Here is a 24,117-nt window from a genome sequence, read left to right as displayed (position 1 = left end):
ACCTCTTCTCGGGTGAGGCGGTGGGGGTCTTCAGGCCACGGCCGACTGGCGCTGCGCCGCCATGCCGTGGATGTGCTGGGCAAGCACCGTCAGGCTCGCGAAGGTCTCCGGGCTGAGGCCCTTGTCGGAGAACTCGAAGCCGAAGCGCTTCTCGATGAGGGCGATGAACTCGAACAGGACGATGGAGTCGAGCGCGAGCCCGCCCTCGAGCAGGGAGATATCGTCGGAGATGTCCGACTCCTGGATGCGGACGTCGAGCTCATGGGCAATCATCCGCCGGAGCTCGACGACGAGCTGGGCGACCTCGGGCACCGAGGGGCTGGCATTCATGGTTGGCACTCCTTGTCGTCGCTTGCGTTGGGGGTTTCGGCCACCGTGGCGAGGGCCGTCAGGGCCCGTCGGTCCACCTTCCCGTTGGGAAGCTGGGGCAGGGTGGGAAGGACGCGGACCTCGTCCGGGAGGGCGTAGGGCGGCAGGACGCTGGCGCAGGCCGCGCGCACCGCGGCGCCGTCCAGCCCGCGGCCCTCCCTGGGGGTGCAGAAGGCGAGGATGTGGCGGCCGCGCAGGTGCTCACCACCGAGCACGGTGACGGCGCGCTCCACGTCCGGGAGCGTCTCCATGGCGCGCTCGATGTCCGCGAGCAGCACGAGGCGGCCATCCCGGTTGACGCTGTGGTCCTCGCGGCCCAGCACCTCCAGCAGCCCGCCCGGGTGCAGGCGGCCCAGGTCCCGGGTGCGGTACCAGCCGTCGCGCAGCGGGGGCTCGCCCGTCCACGGTCCGCCATCTCCGGCGACGTAGCCCTCGAAGCCGTGCGGGTGGCGGCAGAGGAGGCTGCCCGCGTCACCCGGCAGCTCGCCGGCCGACTCCGGTGGCTCCAGCCGCAGCGCCACGCCCTCCAGGGGCGCGCCCACGGTGGTGGCGCGGGGGCCGTCGGCCACCTCCGCGTCCGCGGCGGCGATGACGCCCTGCTCGGTGGTGCCGTACAGGTTCACCACGCGCCGGAAGCGCGCCTCCACGGAGGGGAAGGACTCCGGCTTGAGCTTGTCACCGGCCACCACGACGTGCCGGTAGTGCTCCGGCACGCTCCGCCCGCGCAGCATCATGGTGCACAGGGCGGGCGTCATGAAGGCCACGCTCGGCCGGAAGGTGCGCTCGTGCTCCAGGCAGCGCAGGAGGTTGGCGCCCTCCACGAAGTCCAGTGACGCGCCCACGGTGAAGCCGGGGAGGAAGCCCGCGCCGAGCCCGAACATGTGCGCCAGCGGCACGGGCAGCAGGACGCGGTCCTCGCCCGTCAGCCGCAGCCGGGGGAGGGCGGCGAGCGCGTTGGCCAGCAGCCGCTCGTGCGTGTACAGGGCCAGCTTGGGCGTGCCGATGCTGCCCGAGGTGCGCAGCAGCAGGTGGCCCGTGGCCCAGGCCTCCGCGCCCCCGGGCACGTGGTGGCCGGGGACCTCTTCCACCGTGAGGAAGCTCTCGGGGTGCTCCAGCGACACGTCCGTGCCGGAGGCGAGCTGGCTGCGCACCGTCACGCGGTGGCGGCACACGCGCGGCACCTCGGGCCTCGGAGACGCCGCGCCCGGGTGCGGCAGCAGCACGACGCTGTACCCGCGCGACAGCAGCGACAACAGGCTCAGCGCCCCGGTGACGGTGTTCGCGCACTCCAGGGCCACCACCGCGCCCGGTGACACGCCGCGCGACGTGAAGAAGGACTCCAGCGAGGCGAGGTGCGCGTCCAGGGCCGCGTAGGGCAGCGTGAGCAGTCCGTCCGTCAGCACGCCCTGATGCGGGGCCGCGGCCTCGAGCGCCTGGCGGTACCACGCCGTGAAGGCGCTACACGCCCGTCCAGAAGGCGCGGGAAGCGGCGCGTCGGGAGGCCATCTCCGCTGGTCAGCTGGCGCTTTCAATTCACGTTTGTGTGACGAGACGGTGTACGTTAGGTTTTGTCATCTATCGGATTTTTACATGTTGACGCAAGGTTCCTGGCTTCCCTGATGGACGGTTTGATGGCCGAGCGCGCGGAACCTTTCGAGCCCTTCATCGCGTTCTACCGGGAGCAGGGGTTGCCTCGGCCGCGCATGGAACGCATGGCCCCCGCGGACGTGCCGCAGCCGTATCACCGGCTGCTGGTCCACGAGCAGGCGATGACTCCGACGCTCGAGGACTTCTGCGGGCAGCGCCTGGCGCTGCGGGTGCTGAGCTCCCGCGAGGAGGCCAGCGTGCTGCGGCGGCAGGTGGTGCTGTCGGGCGCGCGCGACGGGCACCCCGTGGAGCTGGGCGCCATCTTCATCGAGCTCGCCTGCTTCGACGCGCCGGCGCGGGAGCGGCTGCGCGAGGGTCTCACGCCGCTGGGCACGCTGCTGCGGGAGTTCGACGTCGCCTTCTCGTGCCAGCCGACGGCGTACTTCCGGGTGGAGGCGGACAGCCTGGTGCGGACCGCCCTGGCGCTGGAGGCCGGCGTGCCGCCGCTCTTCGGCCGGTGCAACCGCATCCTCACGCCGGGCGGCGGTGTGCTTGCGGACGTGGTGGAGGTGCTCGCGCCGGTGCGTGCCGCGCGGGACGCGCACGTGCTGCGCGCCGGGTAGCGCGTCCCTCAGCCCCCGCCCAGGGCGACGTCGCGCGGCGCGGAGAAGACCCAGGCGGTGTTGTGGGCCGGCGTCGCGTGCGGGTCATACCCGCCGAAGTAGAGCGTCTGCCCGTCGAAGGGCGAGACGAGGATGGTGCGCGTGGCCCCCAGCGGCGGATGGGGGGCGGGGGCCACGATGTGCCTCGCCTCATAGCGTCCCTCGGGGTGGCGGATGAGGTACCAGGCCTCGGGCTCCCAGCCGTCCTTCGGGTGCGTGTCGAGCGCGTCGCTGAACGTCGCGGCCACACCGAGCAGCAGCGCCGTGCCGCCCCCGGGCCGTGCGACGGGCGTCATGTCGTCATAGGCGGCGATGGCGTAGCCGGGACGCCGTCCGCAGCGCTCCTCCAGGAAGCCGAGCACGTCCAGGTCGAGCGTCGCGCGGTAGCCCGCGTCGTCCGGCTCGAGCCGGAGGATGCGTGCGTGGTCGCCCTCGAGCGCGGCCAGCAGGCACTCGCCGCCCGAGGGGGAGGGGATGGTCGTCAGCCCGCGCAGGCCGCTGCTGATGCGCGTCACCTCCTCGGGGAGCGTGTAGACCTTCTCCCAGCGCGGCGCCTCGCCGTCCACCCGCCGGTACAGGTGGGGCTTGATGGCCACGTGCAGCGCGCCGTCGCACACGGCGAAGGCCATGGGGCGGGCCGCGTAGCCCGACAGCTCGGGGGCCTCGTCCCAGCGAATCCTCCCGGGCGCGGACTCGTCGTAGACGCCGCTGTAGACGCCGTTCGTCAGCGTGCCCGCGAAGAGGCGCTCGCAGCCGGTGACGGTGTCCCGGTGGAGGTACAGGCTGCGGATGCTGGCGGTGCGGTGGCTCTTCGCGAGCGTCATCCGCGTCCACGTCCCGGTGCTGTCGTCGAGCGCATGGACGGTGGAGAGGCCCTGGCCATCCGAGGGCGCCGCCAGCAGCATCGACACCGGGGCGGGCAGCGCGTGGCCCCGGCCGTCCCGGGTGAAGGTGACGGACACCAGGCTCATCCGCCAGTTCCTCGGCTCGAACTCGTGCGCCACCCGCCAGGCGCCGTCCGGCGCATCCAGGACGAGGACCTGGGAGCCCACCGCCGGGTCGTCACCGGGCCGGTCCCACATGACGGACGTGGCGGCGTAGAGCCGGCCCGCGTGGGTGACGAGGTGCATGAGCTCCGTGCCCCCGAGGTAGCGGCCGCTCACGTCCCGTGTTCCCGCCTGGTAGACGCGCTGGAAGCCGCGCTCTCTCATCGTGGTACCCTCCCGCCCGCGAGCCGCCGACTCGTGGTCCATCGCTTATAGCACCGTGCCTCCATGCCCCTTCCCCGAACCCTTCGTGCCTGCCTCTCCTCGCTGCTGCTGTCCGTCGCGGGATGCCAGGGCGCACGGGCGACGCTGCCCGCGCGTCCGGAGCCCGTGCCCGAGCCCCTCCGGCTGACCCTCGTCGGGACGAATGACGTGCACGGCTGGGCCCAGCCGCACACCGCCACGCTCGCGGACGGCACGGAGGTGGAAGAAGGCGGGCTGGCCGCCTTCGCGGGCTACCTGGCCATCCTCCGCGCGGAGAACCCTGGCGGCGTGTTGCTGCTGGACGGCGGCGACATGTTCCAGGGCACGCTCGCGTCGAACATGGGCGAGGGCGACGTCATCATCGATGCGTTCAACCACCTCGGCTACCACGCCGCGGCCATTGGCAACCACGACTTCGACTATGGCCCGGTGGGGCCGCTGCCCATCGCGAAGGGGCCGGACATGGACCCGCTCGGCGCGCTGAAGGCGCGCCTGGCGCAGGCCCGCTTCCCGCTGCTCTCGGCCAACCTGTACGACGCGGCGACGGGGCAGCGCCCGGGCTGGCTGCCGGACGACGGGACGCGGCTGGTGGAGGCGAATGGGGTGAAGGTCGGCATCCTCGGCCTCTCCACGCCGAGGACGCCCGAGACGACGAACAAGGCGAACGTCGCCGGCCTGCGCTTCGGCCCGCTCGTCCCCGAGGCCCGTGCCGCCGCCGAGCGCCTGCGTGCCCGGGGCGCCGAGGTGGTCATCGCCGTGGCCCACGCCGGAGGCCAGTGCCGCGCGTGGAGCGACCCGCATGACGTCTCCACCTGCGAGCCGGAGGAAGAGGTCTTCGCGATGCTGCGCGAGCTGCCGCCGGGCACGCTCGACGCCGTGGTGGCGGCCCACACGCACCAGCCCCTGGGGCACTTCGTCCACGGTACGCCCGTCATCCAGTCCCGGGAGTACGCGCGCCACTTCGGCGTCATCGACCTCTACGTCGACCCTCGCACGCGGAAGGTGCTCTCCGAGCGCACCACCCTCACTCCCCTCATCCCCGTGTGCGCGCGCGTGGACGAGGCCACCGGGAGCTGCGAGCCGAAGCTCCTGAAGGAGCAGCCTGGCGTGAAGCTGGTGCAGGCGAGCTTCCACGGCAGGCCGGTGGTGGAGGACGCGGCGCTCGAGCAGCTCATCGCGCCCGCGCTGGCGCGCGCGGAGGCGGAGCGGGGCCGCTCCCTGGGGCTGACGGTGCCGGAGCCACTGCGCCGCGACTTCGTGCGGGAGAGCGCGCTGGGCAGCCTCGTCACCGACTCGCTGCGCGAGCTGATGGGCGCCGACGCGGCCCTGCTCAACGCGGGCGGCCTGCGCGGCGACCTGCCCTCGGGCGAGCTGCGCGCGGGGACGCTGTACGAGGTCATCCCCTTCGACAACACCGTCGCCACGCTGACGTTGACGGGCGCGCAGCTCCAGCGCCTGCTGGAGCACGTCTACGGCACCGCGCAGATGGGGGTGTACCAGGTGGCGGGCCTGCGGCTGGTGCTGGCCCACTGTCCGGGGCCGGGCCGCCTGCTGCGCGTGTCGCTGGCGGACGGGCGGCCGCTCCAACCGGAGCAGCGCTACCGCGTGGTGATGCCCGACTTCCTCGCGCGAGGGGGCAACGGGCTCGGGCCGGTGCTGGCCACCCTTCCCGAGGGCAGCATCGACCTGGGGCTGGACCAGGAGCTGAGCCTGCGCGACGCGCTCATCGCCTGGTGGCAGAAGCGCGGCCGCCCGCTCACCGCGCCCGCCCCGGGACGGCTCAAGCTGGAGGGGCAGGGGCCCTGCGCCGCCCCGGCGCCGCGCACGCCGTGAGCGCCGCCTCGCACGCGGGCCCGCCGAGCCACCCCGTCGACGCCGGCCTCGTGGGCGCGTCGCTGGCGCAGGTCGCCTACCAGGACGCAGGGCACCTCATCCGGGTGCGGGACGTCATCGACGTGCTGGTGGGCGCGGGGATGCAGGTCTACGTCGTGGGCGGCGCGCCCCGGGACTGGCTCCAGGGCGAGGTGGCCCGCGACGTGGACATCGCCGTGGACCGCTCCATGGACGAGGTGCACCAGCACCTGCGCCGGGCCTTCCCCGCCATCGACCCGGTGCTCTCGCGCTTCGACCGCTTCGGGATGATGTGCTGGGGCGCGGCGGACACGGGCGGGGTGGACCTGTCCTTCCTCCGCGCGCCGGGTGACATCCAGAACGACGACATGCGCACCACCACGTTCGTTCCCCGGGCGGACGTGCGCGAGGATGCGCTCATGCGGGACTTCTCCGTGAACGCCTTCTACTACGCGTGTCACGAGGGGGGCGTGCTGCTGGACCCGCTGGGGTGCGGCCTGGAGGACGTCTCCGGGCGCGTCCTCCGCCTCGTCACCCACCCGCGCGTGCTGGAGACGAGCTACCGCATCACCTTCCGCATCCTCCAGTTCCTCGGCCGGGGCTACACGCCGGCCCCCAACGTCCTGGCGCACCTGGAGCGGTACGCGGACCACGACATCCAGGGCATGGGGCAGCGCCTCGCGGGGTGGATGGCCAGCCACTTCGAGACCGGCTCCGAGGCTCGCGCCGTGTTCGCACGGCGGCTGGTCGCCTGTGCCCGCGAGGAGGCGTCCCGGCGGGTGCTCGAGGCCGTCCTCTCGCGCGAGGACGGGAGCCCGGGGCTCCCGCCGGGCGAGCCGGTTGGGGTAGAGAGGACGGCGTGTCCGCGCCGCCCCTGACCCCGCCTTCCTCGCTCAAGGAGCGCCTTCGCAACGCGGGCAGTCTCCTCCGCGAGCTCCCCGGCACCTTCCGCATCTTCTGGGAGGCGAGCCCCCAGGGGGCGGTGGTGCTCGGCGTGCTGACGCTGCTGGCGGCGCTGCTGCCCGCGGCCGTGGCCTGGGTGGGCAAGCTCATCGTCGACGGGGTGTCCGTCGCGGCGCGAGAGGGCGGCGGGGCGGCGCGTGAGCGGGTGGTGTGGCTGGTGGCGCTGGAGCTGGGGCTGATGGTGGGCCAGGCGGCGGTGGAGCGCGGGCTGGCGCTCACCCGCGAGCTGTTGCGCGTGCGCCTGGGCAACCTCGTCAACGAGCGCATCCTGCACAAGGCGCTGGAGCTGGAGCTGCGCCACTTCGAGGACTCGGACACCTACGACAAGATGCAGAACGCGAGGCGGGACGCGGCCACGCGCCCGCTGGCACTGGTGATGGATGCCTTCGCCATCATCCGCCACGGCGTGACGCTGTCGACGTACGCGGTGATGCTGGTGTCCCTGTCCGTGTGGAGCGTGGCGGTGCTGGTGGTGGCCTCCATCCCCGCCTTCATCGCCGAGGCGCGCATGGCGGAGGAGGGCTTCCGGCTGCACTCGTGGCGGGCGCCGGAGCGGCGGAAGCTGGCCTACCTGGAGTGGATTCTCACGCGCGACAACCACGTCAAGGAGGTGAAGCTGTTCGGCCTGGGGCCGCTGGTGCTGGGTCGCTACCGCGCGCTGCATTGGCAGTTCTTCTCCGAGGAGCGCGGCCTCGCGGTGCGGCGGATGTTGTGGGGGTTGGTGCTGGGCACGCTGGCGCTGTTGGCGTTCTACGGCTGCTATGCCTTCATGGCCTGGCAGGCGGCCGGGGGCGCCCTCTCCCTGGGCGACCTGGTGCTGTACCTGACGCTCTTCCGGGGCGGGCAGGCCGCCTTCCAGGGCATCCTGACGAGCCTCGGCACCCTGTACGAGAGCGCGCTCTACATGAGCAACCTCTTCTCCTACCTGGCCATCCCCACCGGGGCGGAGGCGCCGCGCGTGCTGCCGGCCCTGTCTCCGCCCGCGCAGCGGGGCCATGCGCTGGAGCTGCGCAACGTGTCCTTCCGCTACCCCGGCAGACCCGGGTGGGCGCTGCGCGACGTGTCCCTGCGGCTGGAGCCCGGGGAGAAGCTGGCGCTGGTGGGGGAGAACGGGGCGGGCAAGAGCACGCTGGTGAAGCTGCTGCTGCGCATGTACGAGCCGACGGAGGGGGACATCTTCTACGGCGGCGTCAACCTGAAGGACATGGACGTGGAGGACCTGCGCCAGCGCTTCGGGGCGGTGTTCCAGGACTTCGTGCGCTACCAGTTCAGCGTGGCGGAGAACATCGGCCTGGGCCACGTGTCCGCGCTGGAGGACCGGGAGCGCATCCGCCGGGCGGCGGAGGAGGGCGGCGCGAGCGCCGTCATCGAGGCCCTGCCGCAGCAGTACGAGACGATGCTGGGCGGCTGGTTCGACAAGGGCCTGGAGCTGAGCGGAGGCCAGTGGCAGAAGCTGGCGGTGGCGCGGGCCTTCATGCGCGACGCGGAGGTGCTCATCCTCGACGAGCCGACGGCCGCCATCGACGCGGAGGCGGAGCACGCCATGTTCGAGCGCTTCCAGGCGCTCTCGAAGGACCGCATCGCCCTCGTCATCTCCCACCGCTTCTCCACGGTGCGGATGGCGGACCGCATCGCGGTGCTCCACGACGGCCGGGTGGAGGAGCTGGGAAGCCATGCGGAGTTGATGGCCCGGGCCGGGCGCTACGCGCGCCTGTTCAGCCTCCAGGCACGCGGCTACCAGGCGGCGTGAGCCGGGCGCCACCGCGCGAGGAGCCAGCCGCGCTCCTCCGGCGTGGCCGCGAGCGTGCGGTGCGTCAGTCGCCGCAGGTGGCGGCTTCGTCGGTGGGGTGCAGCGAGGCGATGCCGTAGGTGCCGTTGCGCGTGCCGCACCAGATGCGCCACGAGGCGCCGCCCAGGTCGGGCGCGGAGTAGACGCCACCCTCCTTCTTCGCGCCGCCACGCGCGCAGCACTTCGCGAAGGCCCGCGTGCCGATGGCCACCATCTGCACCGCGTCCGTCACGCGCGAGAAGCCGCCCGTCCTCTTCTCGCCGCAGGACCAGGGGGCCACGCCCCGGTAGCGGATGAAGTAGTTGTCGCCCTTCGTCGCGCTGCTCCCGCGGGCGGGGCCGGCGTAGCAGAGCTTCCCCTCTGCTTCGAGCTGCGCGTAGCGCGGCAGGAAGTGCAGCCCGCCAATGGGGCCGCGCTCCCAGTCGTCCCCGCAGAACACGTGCGTGAAGGCGTTGCGCGGGCCGGTGCTCACCCACAACCCCGTGAGCCACTCGAGGTTGCCCTGCCGCGAGCCCGGCCGCCCGGCGACGGACAGCGCCCGCTGGATGCGCGGGTCGTCGTAGTACCGCGAGAAGAAGCGCTGCACGTCCCCCGCGCCCACGCTCACGTCCGGACGCGCGGGGCACAGGTCCAGCACCTCGCGGTCCATTGGCGTCAGCGTCGGCTGCTTGCCGAACAGGGGCTTCGTCTCACACGTCGTCGCGCAGCCCGTGGCAGGCTTCCAGGTCACTCGAACCGTGGCCCCGCGCGAGGAGGTGGGTTGGATGTCGCCGCGCTCCTCGTCGGCCCCCGTCTCCGGCTTCGCCATGGCGGCGATGCGGGCCTGCTGCTCCGCCTTGCCCCGGGCCTGCTGCTCGGAGTTGGCGCGGTCCGCAGCGGCCAATTCCGCGGGGCTCGGGGCACGGGGGGCGGCGGCTTCCGGCGCGCCCTCGCACAGCACCCAGCCTTCCGAGGACGGGCCCTTCAGCTTGCACCACGTCCGATTGGGGCCGCCCTTCTTCAGGAGCGGGTACGAGGTGCCGGGCTCTACCGTGAAGACCACCCGCGTCGACTCGGGCTGTTCCACCGCGTCCACGCGGACTTCGGACACGAAGGCCCCCGGGCCCGCCAGGGCGGGGAGGGCGGTGACGAGGCAGAGGGCAAGGAAGGGGAGGGGAAGACGCATGGCGCGCGGGAGTCTACAGCGGCCCGTCAGTCGCTCGGGAGGAGCGACCCTCTTGGACGGGGTTGGCGCTTGGGACGGCCCTTCCCCGCCCGGCATTCAACCGGGCGTCACCCGAGGGCAGGCAGACGGGGTCAGGCGGGCGTCAGGCTCAGGTGAGCTTCAGGCGCACGGAGTTCGGCTTGTCCGTGCGCGCCTTGCCCACCTGCACGGTGTACTCGCCCGCGCCGTACTCGGCCTTCAGGTCCGTCACCTTCTCGCCGTTGACGCGCACGCTGCCCTGGGCCATCGCCTCGCGGGCCTTCGTCGCCGAGGCCACCAGCTTCGTCTCCGGCAAGAGCTTGAACAGGAGCTGCTTCTCCGCCCCGGCCAGTGACACCTCCACCAGCTCCAGACTCGCCTGCGGCGCCTCCTTCTTGAGGTTGTCCCAGGCCTCCACCGCCTTGCGGCCGCCGTCCTCGCCGTGGAAGCGCACCGCCATCTCCCGGGCGAAGTCCTTCTTCACCGTCATGGGGTGCAGCTCGCCGCCCTGGACCTTCGCGCGCATCTCCGCGAGCTCCTTCAGCGTCTTCGCCGAGAGCAGCTCCAGGTACCGCCACATCAGGTCATCGGTGATGCTCATCAGCTTGCCGAAGATGGTCTCCGGCGGCTCGTCGATGCCCACGTAGTTGTCCAGGCTCTTGGACATCTTGTCGCCGACGATCTTGCCGTCGACCAGCTTCGCGTTGAGCCCCTCCAGGATGGGGCCGGTCATGATGACCTGCGGCTCCAGCCCTTCCTCCTTCATGAGCTGGCGGCCCACGAGCAGGTTGAAGAGCTGATCCGTCGCGCCCAGCTCCACGTCCGACTTCAGCGCCACCGAGTCGTACCCCTGCAAGAGCGGGTACATGAACTCGTGCAGCGAGATGGAGACGTTCTCCCGGAAGCGCTTCTTGAAGTCGTCGCGCTCCAGCATGCGCTGCACCGAGTAGCGCGCCGCCAGGCGGATCATCCCCTCCGTGCCCAGCGCGTCCAGCCAGGTGGAGTTGAAGCGCACCAGCGTCTTGTCCGCGTCCAGCACCTTGAAGACCTGCTGCTTGTACGTCTCCGCGTTGGCCTTCACCTCGTCGCGCGTGAGCGCCGGGCGCGTGGCGTTGCGGCCCGTCGGGTCGCCGATGAGCGCCGTGAAGTCGCCGATGAGGAACACCACCGTGTGCCCGAAGTCCTGGAAGCGCCGCATGCGCGTCAGCAGGAGCGAGTGGCCGAGGTGCAAATCAGGCCGGCTCGGATCGAACCCCGCCTTGATGACCAACGGCTTGCCCGTGTCATACGAGCGCTGGAGCTTCTTCTTCAGCTCCTCGGGCACCTGGATGTCCACGGTGCCTCGGGTGACTTCTTCGAACTGCTCCTCGGGGGTCGCCTTGCGCAGCGCGTCCGTGTTCATGGCGCGCGAAACCTACCCGATTTGCACCGCCCGTGGCGGCACTTCCTCCGCGAGGGCGCTCAGGTGCCCGGCAGGCGCTGGCGCACCCGCTCGATGCTCCGGGGCCGGCCCGTCGTGTCGTCGATGTCGATGACGACGCCCTGCAGGTACACCAGCTTCTCCGCCACCTCGTAGGGCGCCTTCTCCCCGCGGAAGCGCGCCAGCGAGGACTCCTTCTTCATGCCGATGACGGAGTCCAGCGGGCCACACATGCCCACGTCGGTGATGAAGGCCGTGCCGCCGGGGAGGATCCGCTCATCCGCCGTCTGCACGTGCGTGTGCGTGCCCACCACCGCGGACACCTTGCCGTCCAGGTGCACGCCCATGGCGTTCTTCTCGCTGCTCGCCTCGCAGTGCATGTCCACCAGGATGCAGGGCGTCTCCTTGCGCAGCTCCTCCACCAGGGGCAGCACCACCTCGAAGGGGCTGTCCTCGGTGCGCATGAAGACGCGCCCCTCCAGGTTGATGACGCCCAGGGCCCGGCCGTCCGCGAGCCGCACCAACCCGTGCCCGCGCCCCGGCGTCCCCTTGGGGTAGTTCGCCGGACGCAGCAGCAGGTCCGGATGCTCCTTCACCCAGGGGAGGATGGCCTTCTTCGAGTAGAAATGGTTCCCGCTCGTCAGCAGCTTGATGCCGCTGTCGAGCAGGTACGTGGCGGTCTCCGCGCTGATGCCGGCACCGCCCTCGCTGTTCTCCGCGTTGGCCACGCACAGGTCCACCCCGTGCTCGGACACGAGACGCGGCAGGAGCGTGCGGACCGCCTGGAGTCCCGGGCGGCCCACGACGTCTCCCATGAAGAGGACCCTCACGTATCCAGGAAGTCCCAGTCGCGGTACAGGCCCCGCAGCGACTCGGACTCCGTCACGATGAGATCCATGTCCACGTCATCCGTCGTGGTGGGCAGCACCTGGACGACCTGGTCATTGAAGGCCAGACCCACCCGGCGACTGCGTTGGCTGGCCGCACGGAGGGTGGCGTCGTAATAGCCGCCCCCGCGCCCCAGCCGCTTGCCGTCCCGGGTGAACCCCAGGCCCGGCACCACGAAGAGGTCTATCTGGTCCACCGGGATGAGGTCCGAGGAGTTGCTTGGCTCCCTGACCCCCAACCGTCCCGGCTCCAGCTCGCTCTCCGACTTGATGGCCCTGAATGAGAGGATGCGCCCGTGGACGTGGGACAGCGGGTAGCAGACGATTTTGTCGTCCTGCAACGCCGCAATCAAAATGTCCCGCGTGGGCACCTCGCCCCGAATCGGGGCATACAAGGCTACCGTTCTCGCCTTCTGATAATACGGAGCTGCCAGAAACCGAGACTGAACCTTGAGACCCCGCGTGTCGATGATGTCCGGCGTCATCGCCTTGCGGCGCGCCGTCAACTCTTCACGCAGCGTCTGCTTCCTCGCCGCCGCCTCTTCCACCACCGTCTCGCTCACCGCCGCCGCTCCGCAGAAAAAGTCCCCCGCCGCATGGCCGTGTGCCCAGCGTCCATTGAACCCTCTGAAAGCCAGGTGGGAACCGAAATCATGCCGCCGCAGGCTTCCCTCATCCCCCGTGAGGAGGGAGGGCTTGCACATGGCGACCGAAACGGACCCCGGAATGGACGTATCGGTTCGAATTTCTGCTGGGCATCACGCGCCCCGCAGGGGACAGCCTTTGTAACAAAGCTACAGTGCTACCAAGTCCTCGAATCTATTGGGAAAACCCGTAAGAGTCTGGGGAAATGATAAGGACGGGGGGCGGCGGGGTCAAGGCTTCCTCGTGCGTTTACAAGGCAGCCTCGCGGCTTCTATGATGAAAAGACTCCCGCACATGCCGCCCGCGCTTTCCAACAAGGCACTCGCGACGGTTCTTTCCGTCGTCGCCTCCGGCCTCGCATGGGCGGGGCCGACCGTGTCCGGCCCCTACCTGGGGGATATGTACGGCCCGGTGGAGTTCCGCACCGAGGGCGAGCAGGTGATTGGCACGGCCACCGGGAAGGGCGGCGCCTGCGGCTTCGAGCCCGGCACGCAGGTGGTGAAGGGCGAGCTGCAGGGCCACGTGCTGGTGGGCAGCGTGCTGCTGTGCCAGACGGGGCCGAGCTGCATGGAGCGGGAGAGCCACCCCGCGCTCTTCTTCATCAACGCGTATGACCGGGTGCTGAGCGCGCTGGTCCAGCCGCCCAAGGGCTGCCGCTCTCCGGCGCTGAAGGACGGCCTGCTGCTCTTGCTGAGGTCCACGGCCTCGCAGGACGACTCCCAGGACGGCGAGCCGGAAGCGGCCGACGAGGAGGCCGCCGCCCCCGCGCCGAAGAGTGCGAGCGCGGCGGCGCCTGCCGCGGAGGCCCGGCGTGCGCCGGAGGCGGGAGTGCCGTCGCTGGATGAGGGGCTGCGGCAGCTCGCGGCCGGCAACCACGCGGCGGCGCAGCGGCACTTCGAATACGTGCTGGCGACGGATGACCGCAACCCCGCGGCGGTGGTGGGGCTCGCGGCCTGCCAGCTGGAGCTGGGGAACGTGCCCGGTGCCCTGACGACGCTGGAGCGCATGCGCACGTCGAACCGGCCGGACGTGCAACTGTGGCTGGCCTACGCGCACCTGCGGGACAGGAAGCGCCCCCGCGCCCGGGAAGCGTTGCGCCGGGCCATGGAGCTGGGCTGGGCGCCGGGGAACCGGCCCGCGGAGGCCGTGCCGGAGGCCGCGCTGAAGGAGGACATCGAAGCGCTGCTTCAGCAGCGCAACCGCAAGCGGGCACCCGGCCGCGAGGCGCTGGGGTCCGGAAGCACCATCCCGTGAGCCAGCCGCCCGCTCCAGGGAAGACCACCCGGGTCTTCGGCAACTACGAAATCCTCTCCGTGCTCGGCAAGGGCGGCATGGCGGAGGTGTACCGCGCGCGCGTGCTGGCCGGCCCTCGCGAGGGCTGGACGGTGGCGCTCAAGCGGCTGTTGCCGGCGCTGACGAGAGACCCCGCCTCGGTGTCCCTCTTCGCCCGCGAGGCGCAGCTGTCCAAGCAGCTGCACCACCCCAACATCGTCACGGTGCTGGATGCCGGCGTGCTGGAGGGCATCTACTTCATCGTCATGGAGCTGGTGGACGGGCGAGACCTGGGCCAGATTCTCCGGCGCTGCAAGGTGCGCGGCATCCCCCTGCCGCTGGACTTCGCGGTGTACCTGGGCAAGGTGCTGTTGGAGGCGCTCGCGTACGCGCACACCGCCACCGGGCCGACGGGCGAGCCGCTGGGCATCGTCCACTGCGATGTGTCCCCCTCCAACCTGTTCATCTCCCGCGTGGGAGAAATCAAGCTGGGCGACTTTGGCGTGTCGCGCGTGCTGGTGGACGGCAAGCTGCAGGGCGGCGAGGTGCTGGGCAAGCCGTACTACCTGTCCCCGGAGTCGTTGCTCGGCGAGGTCAACCCCGCCGCCGACCTCTGGGCCGCCACGGTGGTGCTCTACGAGTTGCTGACGCTGGAGCGGCCCTTCGTGGGCGGCTCGCCGGACGAGGTCTTCGCCGCCATCTGGTCCCGCCAGTACCGCCCGCTGCGCGAATTGCGCCCGGAGGTGCCCGAGGCGCTGGAGGCCGTGGTGGACCGCGCCTTCTCCAAGCATCCCGAGGAGCGCTTCCCCTCGGCCGAGGAGTTCGCCCAGGCGCTCACGCCCCATTACGACGAGCGCGTGGGCACGCCCCTGGCCATCGCCGCCGTGGTGCGCGGCCTCTTCGGCGCCAGCGACGACGTGCCCTCGTCGTCCTCGCCGGGCGGCGCGGCCCCCGCGACGGGGACTCCGGGCTCGAGCGCGGGGTAGGCGGGGGCGGCTCCTCGGCTGCCTGCCCGCCGCGGGAGGGAGGCACCCATGCGGCCCGCCGCGGAGATGACGACATTTCCTCCCGCGCGCGAAGCCGCGCAGGGGAGGAGAGCGATGGCCACCGAGCCCAAGCAGCCGAAGCCCGAGCAGGACGCGCCCGAGCGCAAGACGCAGCAAGAGGCGCCCCGCCGGCCCTCCAAGGCGGACGAGGCCCGGGAGGATGGAATGCCCGGCTACGGCCAGCCCGACGAAGAAGTGCGCGAGCAGTCCATCCCCGAGCAGGAGTGGTAGGGCGCCCGGCCTGGCCGTGAAGGAAGTCCTGCACCGGGAGCGCGGTGGATGCGGGAGCCTGCATCCCCGGCTCTGGAGCGCATGTCTGGCATTGAGCATTGGAGCGGGCACCCGCCTCTTCGTGCCAGGGCAGGGCCTTGGAGTCGTGCCCCCCAGTTGTTAGCTCCCGTGCTTCGGGCATCCCCCTGATACCCACCCTCCACGCGCCCTCTTCCGAGCTGCGGAGCCGCGCGTCGTACCCCGCCGCTCGATGGACATGACAGATGGACAGCAGCCGTTCGGGGCCGCTCTTCGAGACCGGTATCCCCAGCTTCGACAGGCTCCTCGGTGGTGGCATCCCCCGGCGCCAGTCCGTCATCGTGACGGGCGACCCGGGTTGCGGAAAGACGGTCTTGTGCAGCCAGGTGGCCTTCCTCGCGGCGTCGCGGGGACTGCCGGTGGTGGTGGCCACCGTCACCTCCGAGCCGCACGACAAGCTGGTCAGCGAGCTGGCCGGCTTCTCCTTCTTCCGGCGGGAGCTGCTCGACGAGAGGCTCTTCGTGATGAGCGCCTACTCCACCCTGAAGCAGGGGGCGCGCGAGACGCGGGACCTGCTCATGCAGACGGTGCGCAAGCGGGGCGCGAAGCTGCTCTTCATCGACGGGCTGCGCGCCATTCGCGACCTCTGGCAGGACGAGGCGCGGCTGCGCGAGTTCCTCTACGAGCTGGGCATCGGTCTGGCGGCGGCGGACTGCGTGGGGCTCTTCACCACGGAGTATCCGCTGGAGAAGCTGCTGACGCTGCCGGAAGCCACCACCGTGGACGGCGTCGTCTCCCTGTCGGTCAACAAGCGGTCCGCGCGCCGCCTGCGACGCGTGGAGGTGGTGAAGCTGCGCGGCCGGCCGCACCTCACCGGTGAGCACCTGATGCGCATCGACGAGGACGGGGTGCGGTTCATCCCCCGCCTGGAGGCGCAAGTCCCCGACATGAAGGACGAGGCGCCGCCCGAGGGCCGCGCCAGCTTCGGGCTGCCGGAGCTGGACGTGCTGATGGAGGGGGGCCTGCCACTGCACAGCGCCACCATGGTCGCGGGGAGCATGGGCATCGGCAAGACGCTGCTCGCCGCGCACTTCGCGGTGGAGGGTGCCCGCCGCTCGCAGCCGTCCCTCTTCGTCTCCTTCTTCGACTCGCCGGCCTCGCTCAGCAACCGGGCGCGGCGTATCGGCCTGGAGATGGGGCAGCACGTGAAGAGCGGCCTGCTCTCGTTCATGAACGTGCCGCCCATGGAGGCGGAGGCCGACCTCATCGTGGACCGCGTCCTCGCGGAGGTCTCACGCCTGGGAGTGAAGCGGTTGGTCATCGACGGGCTCACCTCCCTGGAGGAGTCCATCGACGACCGGGACCGGCGGCGCACGTTCTTCGCCTCGCTGGCGTTGCGCCTGCGGGTCGCGGAGGTTTCCACCCTGTTCACCCGGGAGGTGCCGAAGGTGGCGGGCACCGAGCTGGACTTCAGCGACGCGCCCATCGCCATCCTCGGGGAGAACCTGCTGCTCCTGCGCTACGTGGAGCTGCGCGGGCGCATCCACCGCATCCTGTCCGTCCTCAAGATGCGCGACAGCAAGTACGACAATGACCTGCGGGAGTTCGAGATCGCCGACACGGGGATGAAGGTCAAGTCGCCCATGCGCTCCGCGGAGGGGCTCCTGACGGGGCAGGCGAGGCCGCTGGGCACGAGCATCGGGTCCGCGGAATGAGTCTCGTCCTCATCGCGGAAGACGAAGAGGCGCTGCTGGAAATCTTCGCCGAGGTGGTGGAGGGGCTCGGCCACCGCGCGGTGCGGGCGCACAACGGCGAGGAGGCGCTCACGTTGGCGCGCACCGAGCCGCCGGACCTGGTGGTCAGCGACCACATGATGCCGCGGCGCACGGGCATGGAGTTGCTGCGCGCGCTGCGCGAGGAGCCCCACCTGTCCACCGTGCCCTTCGTGCTCTTGAGCGCGGCGCGGCCCGTCGGGCGCGAGGAGGCCGACACCTTCCTGGCCAAGCCCGTGGACCTGTCGAGCTTCGAGCAGGCCGTCACGGCGGCGCTTCGCTCGCGGACTCCTTCCGAGCCACGTCCCCCCGGGCACGGGGCCATGCGTGAGTCCCGGCCGGCATCCGGGGCGGCGCGCGAGGAGCTGATCAACTGGGTGGCGCACGAGCTGAAGACGCCGCTGAGCTCGGCCCGGCTCAACGCCCAGGTCCTGCTGCGCAAGGTGGCGCAGCGGGGCGCGGAGGCCGAGTGCAGGTCCGCGGAGGCCGTGCTCCGCCAGCTGGACCGGATGAACCAGCTCATCACCTCCATCCTCGACGCGGGGCGCCTGTCCGAGGGGAAGGTGGAGCTGCGGACGGCGTACTGCGACATCGTCCCGTTCCTCACCGAGGTCGTGAGCGAGTGGCGCGAGCTGGAGCCTCATGTGGAGTTCCTGCTGACGGGTACCCGCGACCCGGTGCTGGTCTCCTTCGACGCCGAGCGGGTGCGGCAGGTGCTCAACAACCTGCTCTCCAACGCGGTGAAGTACTGCGGCGAGCGGAAGCGGGTGGAGCTGGGCCTGGGGTTGAGCCCCGGGCTGGCCGTCATCCACGTGCGAGACTGGGGCGCGGGCATCCCCGCCTCGGAGCTGCCCAACATCTTCGACCGCTTCCAGCGGGCCGACGACAACCCGGACCGCGGCCACGGCCTGGGCCTGTTCATCGCCTCGCAGCTGGCGCGGCTGCACGGCGGCTCGCTGTCGGTGCGCTCCTCGCGAGGCGAGGGCTCCACCTTCCTGCTCCGGCTGCCGCTGCGGCACTGACGGCCGCTACCCCGCCAGCGCGCGCACCTTCGGCACGTGCTGGCGGAGCGCCTGGATCACCCGCTCCACCTCCACCTCGGAGGTGGACGGGCCCAGGCTGAAGCGCAGGCTGCCGCGCGCCTGGGTCGCCGACAGGCCCATGGCCCGCAGCACGTGCGAAGGCGTCAGCGTCCCCGACGCGCAGGCCGCGCCGGTGGACACGCAGATGCCGTCCAGGTCCAACGCCATGAGCAGTGCCTCGCCCTCCACGCCGTCGAAGCGCAGGTTGCTGGTGTTGGGCACGCGCGGCGCCCCGGCGCCATTCACCTCCACGCCGGAGAGGCTCGCGAGGGCCTCGCGCTCGAAGGCGTCGCGCAGCGCACCCACGCGCGCGGAGACTTCCGACAGCTCCCCGGCGGCCAGCTCCAGCGCCAGGGCGAGGGCCTCCGCGTAGGGCACGTTCTGCGTCCCCCCGCGGCGTCCGCCCTCCTGGTGGCCCGGCGTCAGCGCCCGCACGTCCACGCCCTTGCGCACCACCAGCACGCCCACGCCCGGCGGGCCGCCGAACTTGTGCGCGGACAGGGAGAGCAGGTCCGCGTCCACCTCGCGCAGCGACAGCGGCACCTTGCCCGCCGCCTGCACCGCGTCCGTGTGGAAGAGCACGCCTCGCTGCCGGCATGCGCGTGCGACTTCGGCCGCGGGCTGTACCACGCCCGTCTCGTTGTTGGCCCACATCAGCGAGCACAGGGCCGTGTCCGGCGTGAGCGCGGCCAGCACGTCTTCGGCGCGCACGCGGCCATCCGGCCCGGGGGCCAGCCGCACCACGCTGGCGCCCTCGCGCTCCAGTTGCGCCACCGCGCCCAGCAGGGCGGGGTGCTCCACCGCGGACGTCACCACGCGGCGGCGCTCGGGCACGGGCCTGGCGTGGAAGGCGCCGACGAGGGCCAGCGCGTCCGCCTCGCTGCCGGAGCCGGTGAAGGTGATTTCCTTCGGCTCGCAGCCCAGCACGCGGGCCACCTTCGCGCGGGCGGCGTCCAGCCTCGCGCGCGCGTCGCGGCCGCCCTGGTGCACGCTGGAGGCGTTGCCGAAGCCGCCCTGGGAGAAGGCGCGGGCCAGGAGCGCCGCCACCTCCGGACGCACCGGAGCGGCGGCGTTGTAGTCCCAGTAGATCACGTGTCCTGCGCGCACAGCAGCGACACGGGCCGCTCGCCCGCGACGCCAAAGGCTTCCTTGAAGCGATTCACCAGCTCGCGCTTGAGCGCCTTGCGCTGCGCCGCCTTGCCGGACAGCGGCAGCCGCGCGCCCGCCATGCTGCCGTGGCCTCCCGAGGAGCCGCCGTAGTCCTCGAAGATTTCGCGGATGAGGCGGCCCGCGTTCATCCGCCGGTCCTTCACCCGCAGGCTCATGTAGAGCTGGTTGCGGTAGGTGCCGAAGGCGAGCGACCACTTCGTGCCCTCGAGGAACATCAGCCTCTCCGCCACTTCCGCCACCATGTCCGGGGAGTAGACCTCCTCCAAATCCGTGATGATGGCGGTGCCGTACACCTTCGCCCGCTCGAAGGCCGTGTGGTACAGCTGGAAGTACCGCGCCGGCAGCTCCGGGTGCTCGATCTGCGCGAGCATCGACTTGTCCATGCGCGGGAACAGCCACAGGTAGCTGTCCACGTCCGTCTGCGTCGTCTCGCGGCCCAGGTCTCGCGTGTCCGCCTTGAGGCCGTAGAAGAGGGCGGTGGCCACCTCCTCGGAGGGCTCCAGCCGCGCCGCGCGCAGGTACTCCACCAGCATGGTGGACGTGGCGCCGAAGTCACCGCCCACGTCGGCGAAGGGCGACTGCAGGCTCTCCTCGCGCAGCGGGTGGTGGTCCACGACGATGTGCGCTTCCAGCTTCGCCGGCAGCGAGTGGTTGCCCACCTTGGGCTGCGTGTCCACGAGGCCGAAGAGGTCGTAGTCGTCGAAGTCAATCTGCGACACGTGCGAAATCGGCAGGCGCAGCACCTTCACGAAGGCGATGTTCTCCGCCCGGCCGATGATGCCGCCGTAGCCGACGTGGGCCTCCATGTTCGCCCTGCGCTCCAGCAACTGGGCGAGCGCCACCGCCGCCGCCATGGAGTCCGGATCCGGATTGTCGTGAGTGAGGATGAGGGCCTTCTTGTGGCCCTTCGCCACACGGAGGAGCCGCTCCAGCTTGTCGCGCGCGGGCAACGTGGCGAGTCGTGGTGGCGGAGGCTCCGACAGCTCGCCTCCCGGGGGGCCACCGGGGACGACCCCGGGGGCTCCGTTACCGCGGCGGCTGTTGAAGGAGTGGGTCACAGGCATGGGTGCTCTTCTTTACTTCCTCCGGCCGAGGGATTCGAGAAGCCGGATGTTCTCCCCATAACGTTCTGGAAACGGTGTCTCCAGCACACCAATGGTGTCGACGACGCGCGCGTCCTTCACGAGGCGGCGGAAGGCCGTGAGCCCGATCGCCCCCCTGGCGGGCTCAGCGTGGCGATCCACGCGACATCCCAGGGGTTTTTGCAGTCGTTCAGGGGGAAACAGCGCACCCGGGACAGGCCCACCAGGCGGTCGCACCCATCCATGACGGACTCGTACCCGAGTACGGTGGACAATTCGTGACCTGTGGCGAACAGGTGGCAGGTGCCCGGGCCCCCGAGCCGCGGCTCCCGGCGCACCTGCGCACGGAGAGCACTGCGGCCGGATGGCAAGGCGCTAGCTGTTGATGGCCTTGTACTTGCGGGCGAGGTCCTTGAAGAACTTCACGCCGTTGTCGAGCGAGTTCTCCATGGCGTCCATCAACACCGTGCGGAACGCGGCCACGGGTCCCCGGAAGGACTCGTAGTACCGCTGCCGGTCGATGGAGTGGATGATGGCCGGCATGTAGCCATTGCGCACGAGGATGAGGTTGCTGCACATGCGCCCCACCTTCCCGCTGTGCTCGGTGAAGGGGAAGATCTGCAGGAACCGGTGCTGCACGGTGGCGGCCTGCTTGATGGGGTGGAATTCGCGGAACTCCGCGCTCGCCGTGTAGTCCACCAGCTTCTCCAGCTCGCCCTGAATCTTGGCGGGCTGGGAGATGTCGTGGAAGTACGTGCGGTGCAGCGGCATGTCCTTGCGCAGCCCGGAGCGGTCTCGCTCCTTCGCCAGTTCCTTCTCCGTGCGCTCGCGCCGCTCCATCCGGGCGCGCTCCGTCTGTGCCTCGGGCGTGTTGCCCAGGAACAGGTCGTGCATCCGCTTGATGGTGGTGAGCGTGATTTGCGCCTGCTTCTTGGCGCCCGCCGCCTCCTCACGGATGTAGTCGCAGACGGCCTTGTGGTTCCGGATCTCGAGGACCACCGGAATCATGGACGCTTCCGCGTTGGTACGGCCGGGGAAGAGCGCGGCCATCAGCTCCTGGTGGGTGTAGACGACGCCCTCCAGAGCCGCGTCGTGGTAGATCCACGACATCTCGAGCCTGTCGAGGAACTCGCGCGCCGGCTGCTTTTCCTTGTAGATATCGAGGTACTCGCGCAGCGCCTCGTTCTTCTCGTCGATGTCCTGGTAGCGTTCCTTCACGGACTACGGCTCCTTCTCGCTGCGGGTCCGCCGCGGGCGGCATCCGAAGCATGCGGCCGAGCTGTACAACGGCGTGCGGATTCTAGAAATTCCGCGCGGTTGGAACAACGAAATCATCACAGATTGACGAGGAAGACCTCGCACGCCTGGTCGAGCAGGTCCTTGGAGAGCGCTGGCGGTATCTGCCGGTAGCGGGCGGCGTCCTTGATGAGGGAGACCAGGTCCCGAGGGTGGCAGGCGCGCAGGTCCATGCTGCGGGGCTTGTAGTAGTGCTCGACGAGGTAGGTGACCGCCTGCTCCACGTAGGGGATGCCCGCCGCCTCGCAGACGCGGCGGAAGATCTCCCGGTATGACTCCTCGTCGGGGTTTCCGACCTCGATTTTGTACTTGATGCGGCGGAGGAAGGCCTCGTCCACCAGCTCCTTGGGGTCCAGGTTGGTGGAGAAGACGAGGAGCTGGTCGAAGGGAATCTCGAACTTCTTGCCCGTGTGGAGGGTGAGGAAGTCCACCCGCTTCTCCAGGGGGACGATCCAGCGGTTGAGCAGGTCCGTGGGGTGGACCTTCTGGCGGCCGAAGTCGTCGATGAGGAGCATGCCGCCGTTGGCCTTCACCTGGAACGGCGCCTCGTAGAAGCGGGTGCTCTCCGAGTAGATGAGGTCCAGCGTCTCCAGCGTCAGCTCGCCGCCCACGACGACGGCGGGCCGGCGGCAGAGCATCCAGCGGTTGTCCATTTCGAAGGTCTGCCGGCGGCCGGACGTGTCGCCGCCATTCTCCAGGGACACCGGCGTGTGGATGAGCCGGTCATGGACCTGGATGATCTGATTGCCGATTTCGAGGCAGTGCGGGACGTACACCTCGCCGCCGAACATGTGGGAGACGGCCTCGGCGAGGCTCGTCTTGCCGTTGCCGGGCGGGCCGTAGAGGAACAGCGAGCGGCCCGAGTTCACCGCGGGGCCCAGCTTGTCCATCAGCTCGGCGGGGACGGTGAGGTGGCTGAGCGCCATCACCAGTTCCTCCTGGCTGACGACGGGCGTCTCCTCCGTCTGGCTGGTGATGAGGGCGTTGTACTGCTCGATGGGGACGGGCGCGGGGCCGACGTAGGTGGTGCGGGTGAGCGCGTCGCGCGCGTACTCGCGGCCCTTCTCCGTGAGGATGAACTCCACGGAGGCGCGGCCGAAGCCCTTGCCGCCGCGCAGGTCCACCAGCTTCTCGGTGGTGAGGAAGTCCACCACGTGCTCGATGACGCCCGGCCATGGCAGGCGCATCTCCTCGGCGATGGCCATGCCCGTGCCGGTGCCCGCGTAGTACAGGAACTTCAGGGCGATGTCGGCCAGCAGGCCCATCTTGAGCCCCGTCTCCTCCACCGACTTCGGCTCGGCCGGAGCGATGTCGAGGATGGACGGGTTCTCGAGCTTGAACGGATTGTCGTCGTACGCGTAGCCAGCGGGAGCCATCGACCCCCCGTTCTAGCCCATTCGCCGCACGACGGGGCAGCCGACATTCGATTGCAGGTAGTCCCGAGCGCCTGGCCGGCCCCCCTCCCCAGGGTGGGAAGAGGGGCGGGCAGCGTCGCTCAGACGTAGGTGAGCCACTCCGCGTAGCGGGGCTCCTGGCCGCGCACGGTGCGGAAGTAGGTCTCCTGCACGAACTTGCTGATGGGGCCGACCTGGCCGGTGCCCACGGTGCGGTTGTCCACCTCGCGCACCGGGGTGATTTCGGCGGCGGTGCCGGTGAAGAAGATCTCATTGCCGATGTAGAGGGCGTCACGGGTGAACGTCACCTCCTCCACCGGGCGGCCGCTGTCGCGCAGCAACTGGAGCACCGTGTCGCGGGTGATGCCGTCCAGGATGGGTGAGGACAGGGGGGGCGTCTTGATGATGCCCTTCTTGTTCACCATGAAGATGTTCTCGCCGGACGCCTCGGCCACGAAGCCGCTGATGTCCAGGAGGATGGCCTCGTCGTAGCCCGCGTTGACGGCCTCGCGCTTGGCGAGGATGGAGTTGACGTACTGGCCCGTAATCTTGCCGCGGACCATGTTGACGTTGACGTGCATGCGCGTGAACGAGCTGACCTTGGCGCGGATGCCCTCCTTCATGCCCTTGTCGCCCAGGTACGCGCCCCAGTCCCAGGCGGTGACGGACACGCGGGTGGGATTCACGGCGCCCAGGCCCATGGCGCCGTCGCCCATGAAGGCCACCGGGCGCAGGTAGGCGCCGTTGGCGAACAGCGTCTTCTGGCGGCGCAGCAGCTCCAGGCACGCCTCGACCAGCTCGTCCTCGGAGTAGGGCATCTTCAGCTGGATGATGTGGGCGGAGTCGAGCAGGCGGCGGATGTGCTCGCGCAGCCGGAACACGGCCAGCCGGCCATCATGCGTCTTGTACGCCCGGATGCCCTCGAAGACGCCGAGCCCGTAGTGGAGCGCGTGCGTCATCACGTGGACCTGGCCCTCGTCCCACTTCACCATCTTCCCATCGAGCCAGATCTGATCCGCGCGCAACGTGCTACTCGAGGTCGAGCTCATTCGAAGGTTCCTTCCGCGGGGGACTTCAAGATGGGACTGCCCGGACCTTCATGCCAGCCCGGCCCTATGAGGTCAAAGCACGAAAACGGATTCGCGCTG

General features: G+C 70.5%; 21 protein-coding genes. 9 read left to right on the top strand and 12 right to left on the bottom strand.

What is annotated here, in order from left to right; translation table 11 throughout:
• Positions 1–30: 30 nt before the first annotated feature.
• Positions 31–330, bottom strand: coding sequence for a phosphopantetheine-binding protein (locus OV427_RS03540; protein ID WP_267854697.1), 300 nt, complete (start codon positions 328–330; stop codon positions 31–33).
• On the bottom strand, positions 327–1,772 hold the full coding sequence (locus OV427_RS03535; RefSeq protein ID WP_267854696.1) for a class I adenylate-forming enzyme family protein: 1,446 nt from the start codon (positions 1,770–1,772) through the stop codon (positions 327–329). The genes OV427_RS03540 and OV427_RS03535 overlap by 4 nt, the downstream gene beginning before the upstream one ends.
• 228 nt (positions 1,773–2,000) lie before the next feature.
• On the opposite strand from OV427_RS03535, the gene OV427_RS03530 reads away from it, so the two are divergent.
• Entirely contained in the window at positions 2,001–2,579 is a 579-nt protein-coding gene (locus OV427_RS03530) for a hypothetical protein (protein WP_267854695.1), read from the top strand.
• Positions 2,580–2,587: 8 nt separating this feature from the next.
• Here the strand turns inward: OV427_RS03530 and OV427_RS03525 are convergent, their stop codons facing one another.
• Entirely contained in the window at positions 2,588–3,829 is a 1,242-nt protein-coding gene (locus tag OV427_RS03525) for a hypothetical protein (protein ID WP_267854694.1), read from the bottom strand.
• A gap of 63 nt (positions 3,830–3,892) precedes the next feature.
• On the opposite strand from OV427_RS03525, the gene OV427_RS03520 reads away from it, so the two are divergent.
• From OV427_RS03520 to OV427_RS03510, 3 genes are read left to right on the top strand one after another with little or no spacing between them, the layout of a single operon-like run.
• Complete coding sequence (locus OV427_RS03520) at positions 3,893–5,701, top strand: bifunctional metallophosphatase/5'-nucleotidase (protein WP_267854693.1); 1,809 nt, start codon at positions 3,893–3,895, stop codon at positions 5,699–5,701.
• Positions 5,698–6,597, top strand: a complete 900-nt coding sequence (locus OV427_RS03515; RefSeq protein WP_267854692.1) for a CCA tRNA nucleotidyltransferase — start codon at positions 5,698–5,700, stop codon at positions 6,595–6,597. Before OV427_RS03520 ends, OV427_RS03515 begins: the two co-directional genes overlap by 4 nt.
• Complete coding sequence (locus tag OV427_RS03510) at positions 6,579–8,432, top strand: ABC transporter ATP-binding protein (protein ID WP_267854691.1); 1,854 nt, start codon at positions 6,579–6,581, stop codon at positions 8,430–8,432. Before OV427_RS03515 ends, OV427_RS03510 begins: the two co-directional genes overlap by 19 nt.
• Positions 8,433–8,496: 64 nt before the next feature.
• On the opposite strand, the gene OV427_RS03505 is transcribed toward OV427_RS03510, so the two are convergent.
• The 4 genes from OV427_RS03505 to OV427_RS03490 all read right to left on the bottom strand — a co-directional run bounded on the left by OV427_RS03505 (position 8,497) and on the right by OV427_RS03490 (position 12,524).
• Positions 8,497–9,636, bottom strand: coding sequence for an EndoU domain-containing protein (locus OV427_RS03505; protein WP_267854690.1), 1,140 nt, complete (start codon positions 9,634–9,636; stop codon positions 8,497–8,499).
• Positions 9,637–9,784: 148 nt separating this feature from the next.
• Positions 9,785–11,056, bottom strand: coding sequence for a tyrosine--tRNA ligase (gene tyrS / locus OV427_RS03500; RefSeq protein ID WP_267854689.1), 1,272 nt, complete (start codon positions 11,054–11,056; stop codon positions 9,785–9,787).
• Between the two features lie 59 nt (positions 11,057–11,115).
• Positions 11,116–11,904 carry a TIGR00282 family metallophosphoesterase gene (locus OV427_RS03495; RefSeq protein WP_324289922.1) on the bottom strand — a complete coding sequence of 263 codons (789 nt, stop codon included), beginning with the start codon at positions 11,902–11,904 and terminating at the stop codon, positions 11,116–11,118.
• Positions 11,901–12,524, bottom strand: coding sequence for a 5-formyltetrahydrofolate cyclo-ligase (locus tag OV427_RS03490; RefSeq protein WP_267854687.1), 624 nt, complete (start codon positions 12,522–12,524; stop codon positions 11,901–11,903). Before OV427_RS03490 ends, OV427_RS03495 begins: the two co-directional genes overlap by 4 nt.
• Before the next feature lie 376 nt (positions 12,525–12,900).
• Between OV427_RS03490 and OV427_RS03485 the strand changes: the two genes are divergently transcribed.
• From OV427_RS03485 to OV427_RS03465, 5 genes are all read left to right on the top strand, one after another.
• Positions 12,901–13,860: a tetratricopeptide repeat protein gene (locus tag OV427_RS03485; RefSeq protein WP_267854686.1), complete on the top strand. Its 960-nt coding sequence runs from the start codon at positions 12,901–12,903 to the stop codon at positions 13,858–13,860.
• A complete protein-coding gene (locus tag OV427_RS03480) occupies positions 13,857–14,864 on the top strand; it encodes a serine/threonine-protein kinase (protein WP_267854685.1) in 1,008 nt (335 codons plus the stop codon). Before OV427_RS03485 ends, OV427_RS03480 begins: the two co-directional genes overlap by 4 nt.
• Positions 14,865–14,912: 48 nt before the next feature.
• Entirely contained in the window at positions 14,913–15,155 is a 243-nt protein-coding gene (locus OV427_RS03475) for a hypothetical protein (RefSeq protein WP_267863598.1), read from the top strand.
• A gap of 263 nt (positions 15,156–15,418) precedes the next feature.
• Positions 15,419–16,888 carry an ATPase domain-containing protein gene (locus tag OV427_RS03470; RefSeq protein WP_267854684.1) on the top strand — a complete coding sequence of 490 codons (1,470 nt, stop codon included), beginning with the start codon at positions 15,419–15,421 and terminating at the stop codon, positions 16,886–16,888.
• Positions 16,885–17,967 carry a hybrid sensor histidine kinase/response regulator gene (locus OV427_RS03465; protein WP_267854683.1) on the top strand — a complete coding sequence of 361 codons (1,083 nt, stop codon included), beginning with the start codon at positions 16,885–16,887 and terminating at the stop codon, positions 17,965–17,967. Before OV427_RS03470 ends, OV427_RS03465 begins: the two co-directional genes overlap by 4 nt.
• Positions 17,968–17,973: 6 nt before the next feature.
• Here the strand turns inward: OV427_RS03465 and OV427_RS03460 are convergent, their stop codons facing one another.
• The 5 genes from OV427_RS03460 to OV427_RS03440 all read right to left on the bottom strand — a co-directional run bounded on the left by OV427_RS03460 (position 17,974) and on the right by OV427_RS03440 (position 24,018).
• Positions 17,974–19,119, bottom strand: coding sequence for a cysteine desulfurase family protein (locus OV427_RS03460; RefSeq protein ID WP_267854682.1), 1,146 nt, complete (start codon positions 19,117–19,119; stop codon positions 17,974–17,976).
• Positions 19,116–20,261: a DHH family phosphoesterase gene (locus OV427_RS03455; protein ID WP_267854681.1), complete on the bottom strand. Its 1,146-nt coding sequence runs from the start codon at positions 20,259–20,261 to the stop codon at positions 19,116–19,118. Before OV427_RS03455 ends, OV427_RS03460 begins: the two co-directional genes overlap by 4 nt.
• A gap of 393 nt (positions 20,262–20,654) precedes the next feature.
• Positions 20,655–21,497, bottom strand: coding sequence for a Fic family protein (locus tag OV427_RS03450; protein WP_163997256.1), 843 nt, complete (start codon positions 21,495–21,497; stop codon positions 20,655–20,657).
• Between the two features lie 116 nt (positions 21,498–21,613).
• Positions 21,614–22,951 (bottom strand): AAA family ATPase, encoded by a 1,338-nt coding sequence (locus OV427_RS03445; RefSeq protein ID WP_267854680.1) that lies wholly within the window; start codon positions 22,949–22,951, stop codon positions 21,614–21,616.
• A 119-nt stretch (positions 22,952–23,070) separates the two neighbouring features.
• A complete protein-coding gene (locus OV427_RS03440; RefSeq protein WP_267854679.1) occupies positions 23,071–24,018 on the bottom strand; it encodes a branched-chain amino acid transaminase in 948 nt (315 codons plus the stop codon).
• Positions 24,019–24,117 lie beyond the last annotated feature (99 nt).

It is taken from the genome of Pyxidicoccus sp. MSG2 (genome assembly GCF_026626705.1).
Taxonomy (GTDB): domain Bacteria; phylum Myxococcota; class Myxococcia; order Myxococcales; family Myxococcaceae; genus Myxococcus.
This window is presented reverse-complemented; position numbering and strand designations above follow the sequence as displayed.

What these genes read in the sequence shown, in the direction of transcription:
- OV427_RS03440 (WP_267854679.1), bottom strand. Translation starts at nt 24,018, where the DNA reads ATGAGCTCGACCTCGAGTAGCACGTTGCGCGCGGATCAGATCTGGCTC.
- OV427_RS03530 (WP_267854695.1), top strand. Translation starts at nt 2,001, where the DNA reads ATGGCCGAGCGCGCGGAACCTTTCGAGCCCTTCATCGCGTTCTACCGG.
- OV427_RS03470 (WP_267854684.1), top strand. Translation starts at nt 15,419, where the DNA reads ATGGACAGCAGCCGTTCGGGGCCGCTCTTCGAGACCGGTATCCCCAGC.
- OV427_RS03520 (WP_267854693.1), top strand. Translation starts at nt 3,893, where the DNA reads ATGCCCCTTCCCCGAACCCTTCGTGCCTGCCTCTCCTCGCTGCTGCTG.
- OV427_RS03445 (WP_267854680.1), bottom strand. Translation starts at nt 22,951, where the DNA reads ATGGCTCCCGCTGGCTACGCGTACGACGACAATCCGTTCAAGCTCGAG.
- OV427_RS03525 (WP_267854694.1), bottom strand. Translation starts at nt 3,829, where the DNA reads ATGAGAGAGCGCGGCTTCCAGCGCGTCTACCAGGCGGGAACACGGGAC.
- OV427_RS03485 (WP_267854686.1), top strand. Translation starts at nt 12,901, where the DNA reads ATGCCGCCCGCGCTTTCCAACAAGGCACTCGCGACGGTTCTTTCCGTC.
- OV427_RS03465 (WP_267854683.1), top strand. Translation starts at nt 16,885, where the DNA reads ATGAGTCTCGTCCTCATCGCGGAAGACGAAGAGGCGCTGCTGGAAATC.
- OV427_RS03455 (WP_267854681.1), bottom strand. Translation starts at nt 20,261, where the DNA reads ATGCCTGTGACCCACTCCTTCAACAGCCGCCGCGGTAACGGAGCCCCC.
- tyrS (WP_267854689.1), bottom strand. Translation starts at nt 11,056, where the DNA reads ATGAACACGGACGCGCTGCGCAAGGCGACCCCCGAGGAGCAGTTCGAA.
- OV427_RS03540 (WP_267854697.1), bottom strand. Translation starts at nt 330, where the DNA reads ATGAATGCCAGCCCCTCGGTGCCCGAGGTCGCCCAGCTCGTCGTCGAG.
- OV427_RS03505 (WP_267854690.1), bottom strand. Translation starts at nt 9,636, where the DNA reads ATGCGTCTTCCCCTCCCCTTCCTTGCCCTCTGCCTCGTCACCGCCCTC.
- OV427_RS03475 (WP_267863598.1), top strand. Translation starts at nt 14,913, where the DNA reads ATGCGGCCCGCCGCGGAGATGACGACATTTCCTCCCGCGCGCGAAGCC.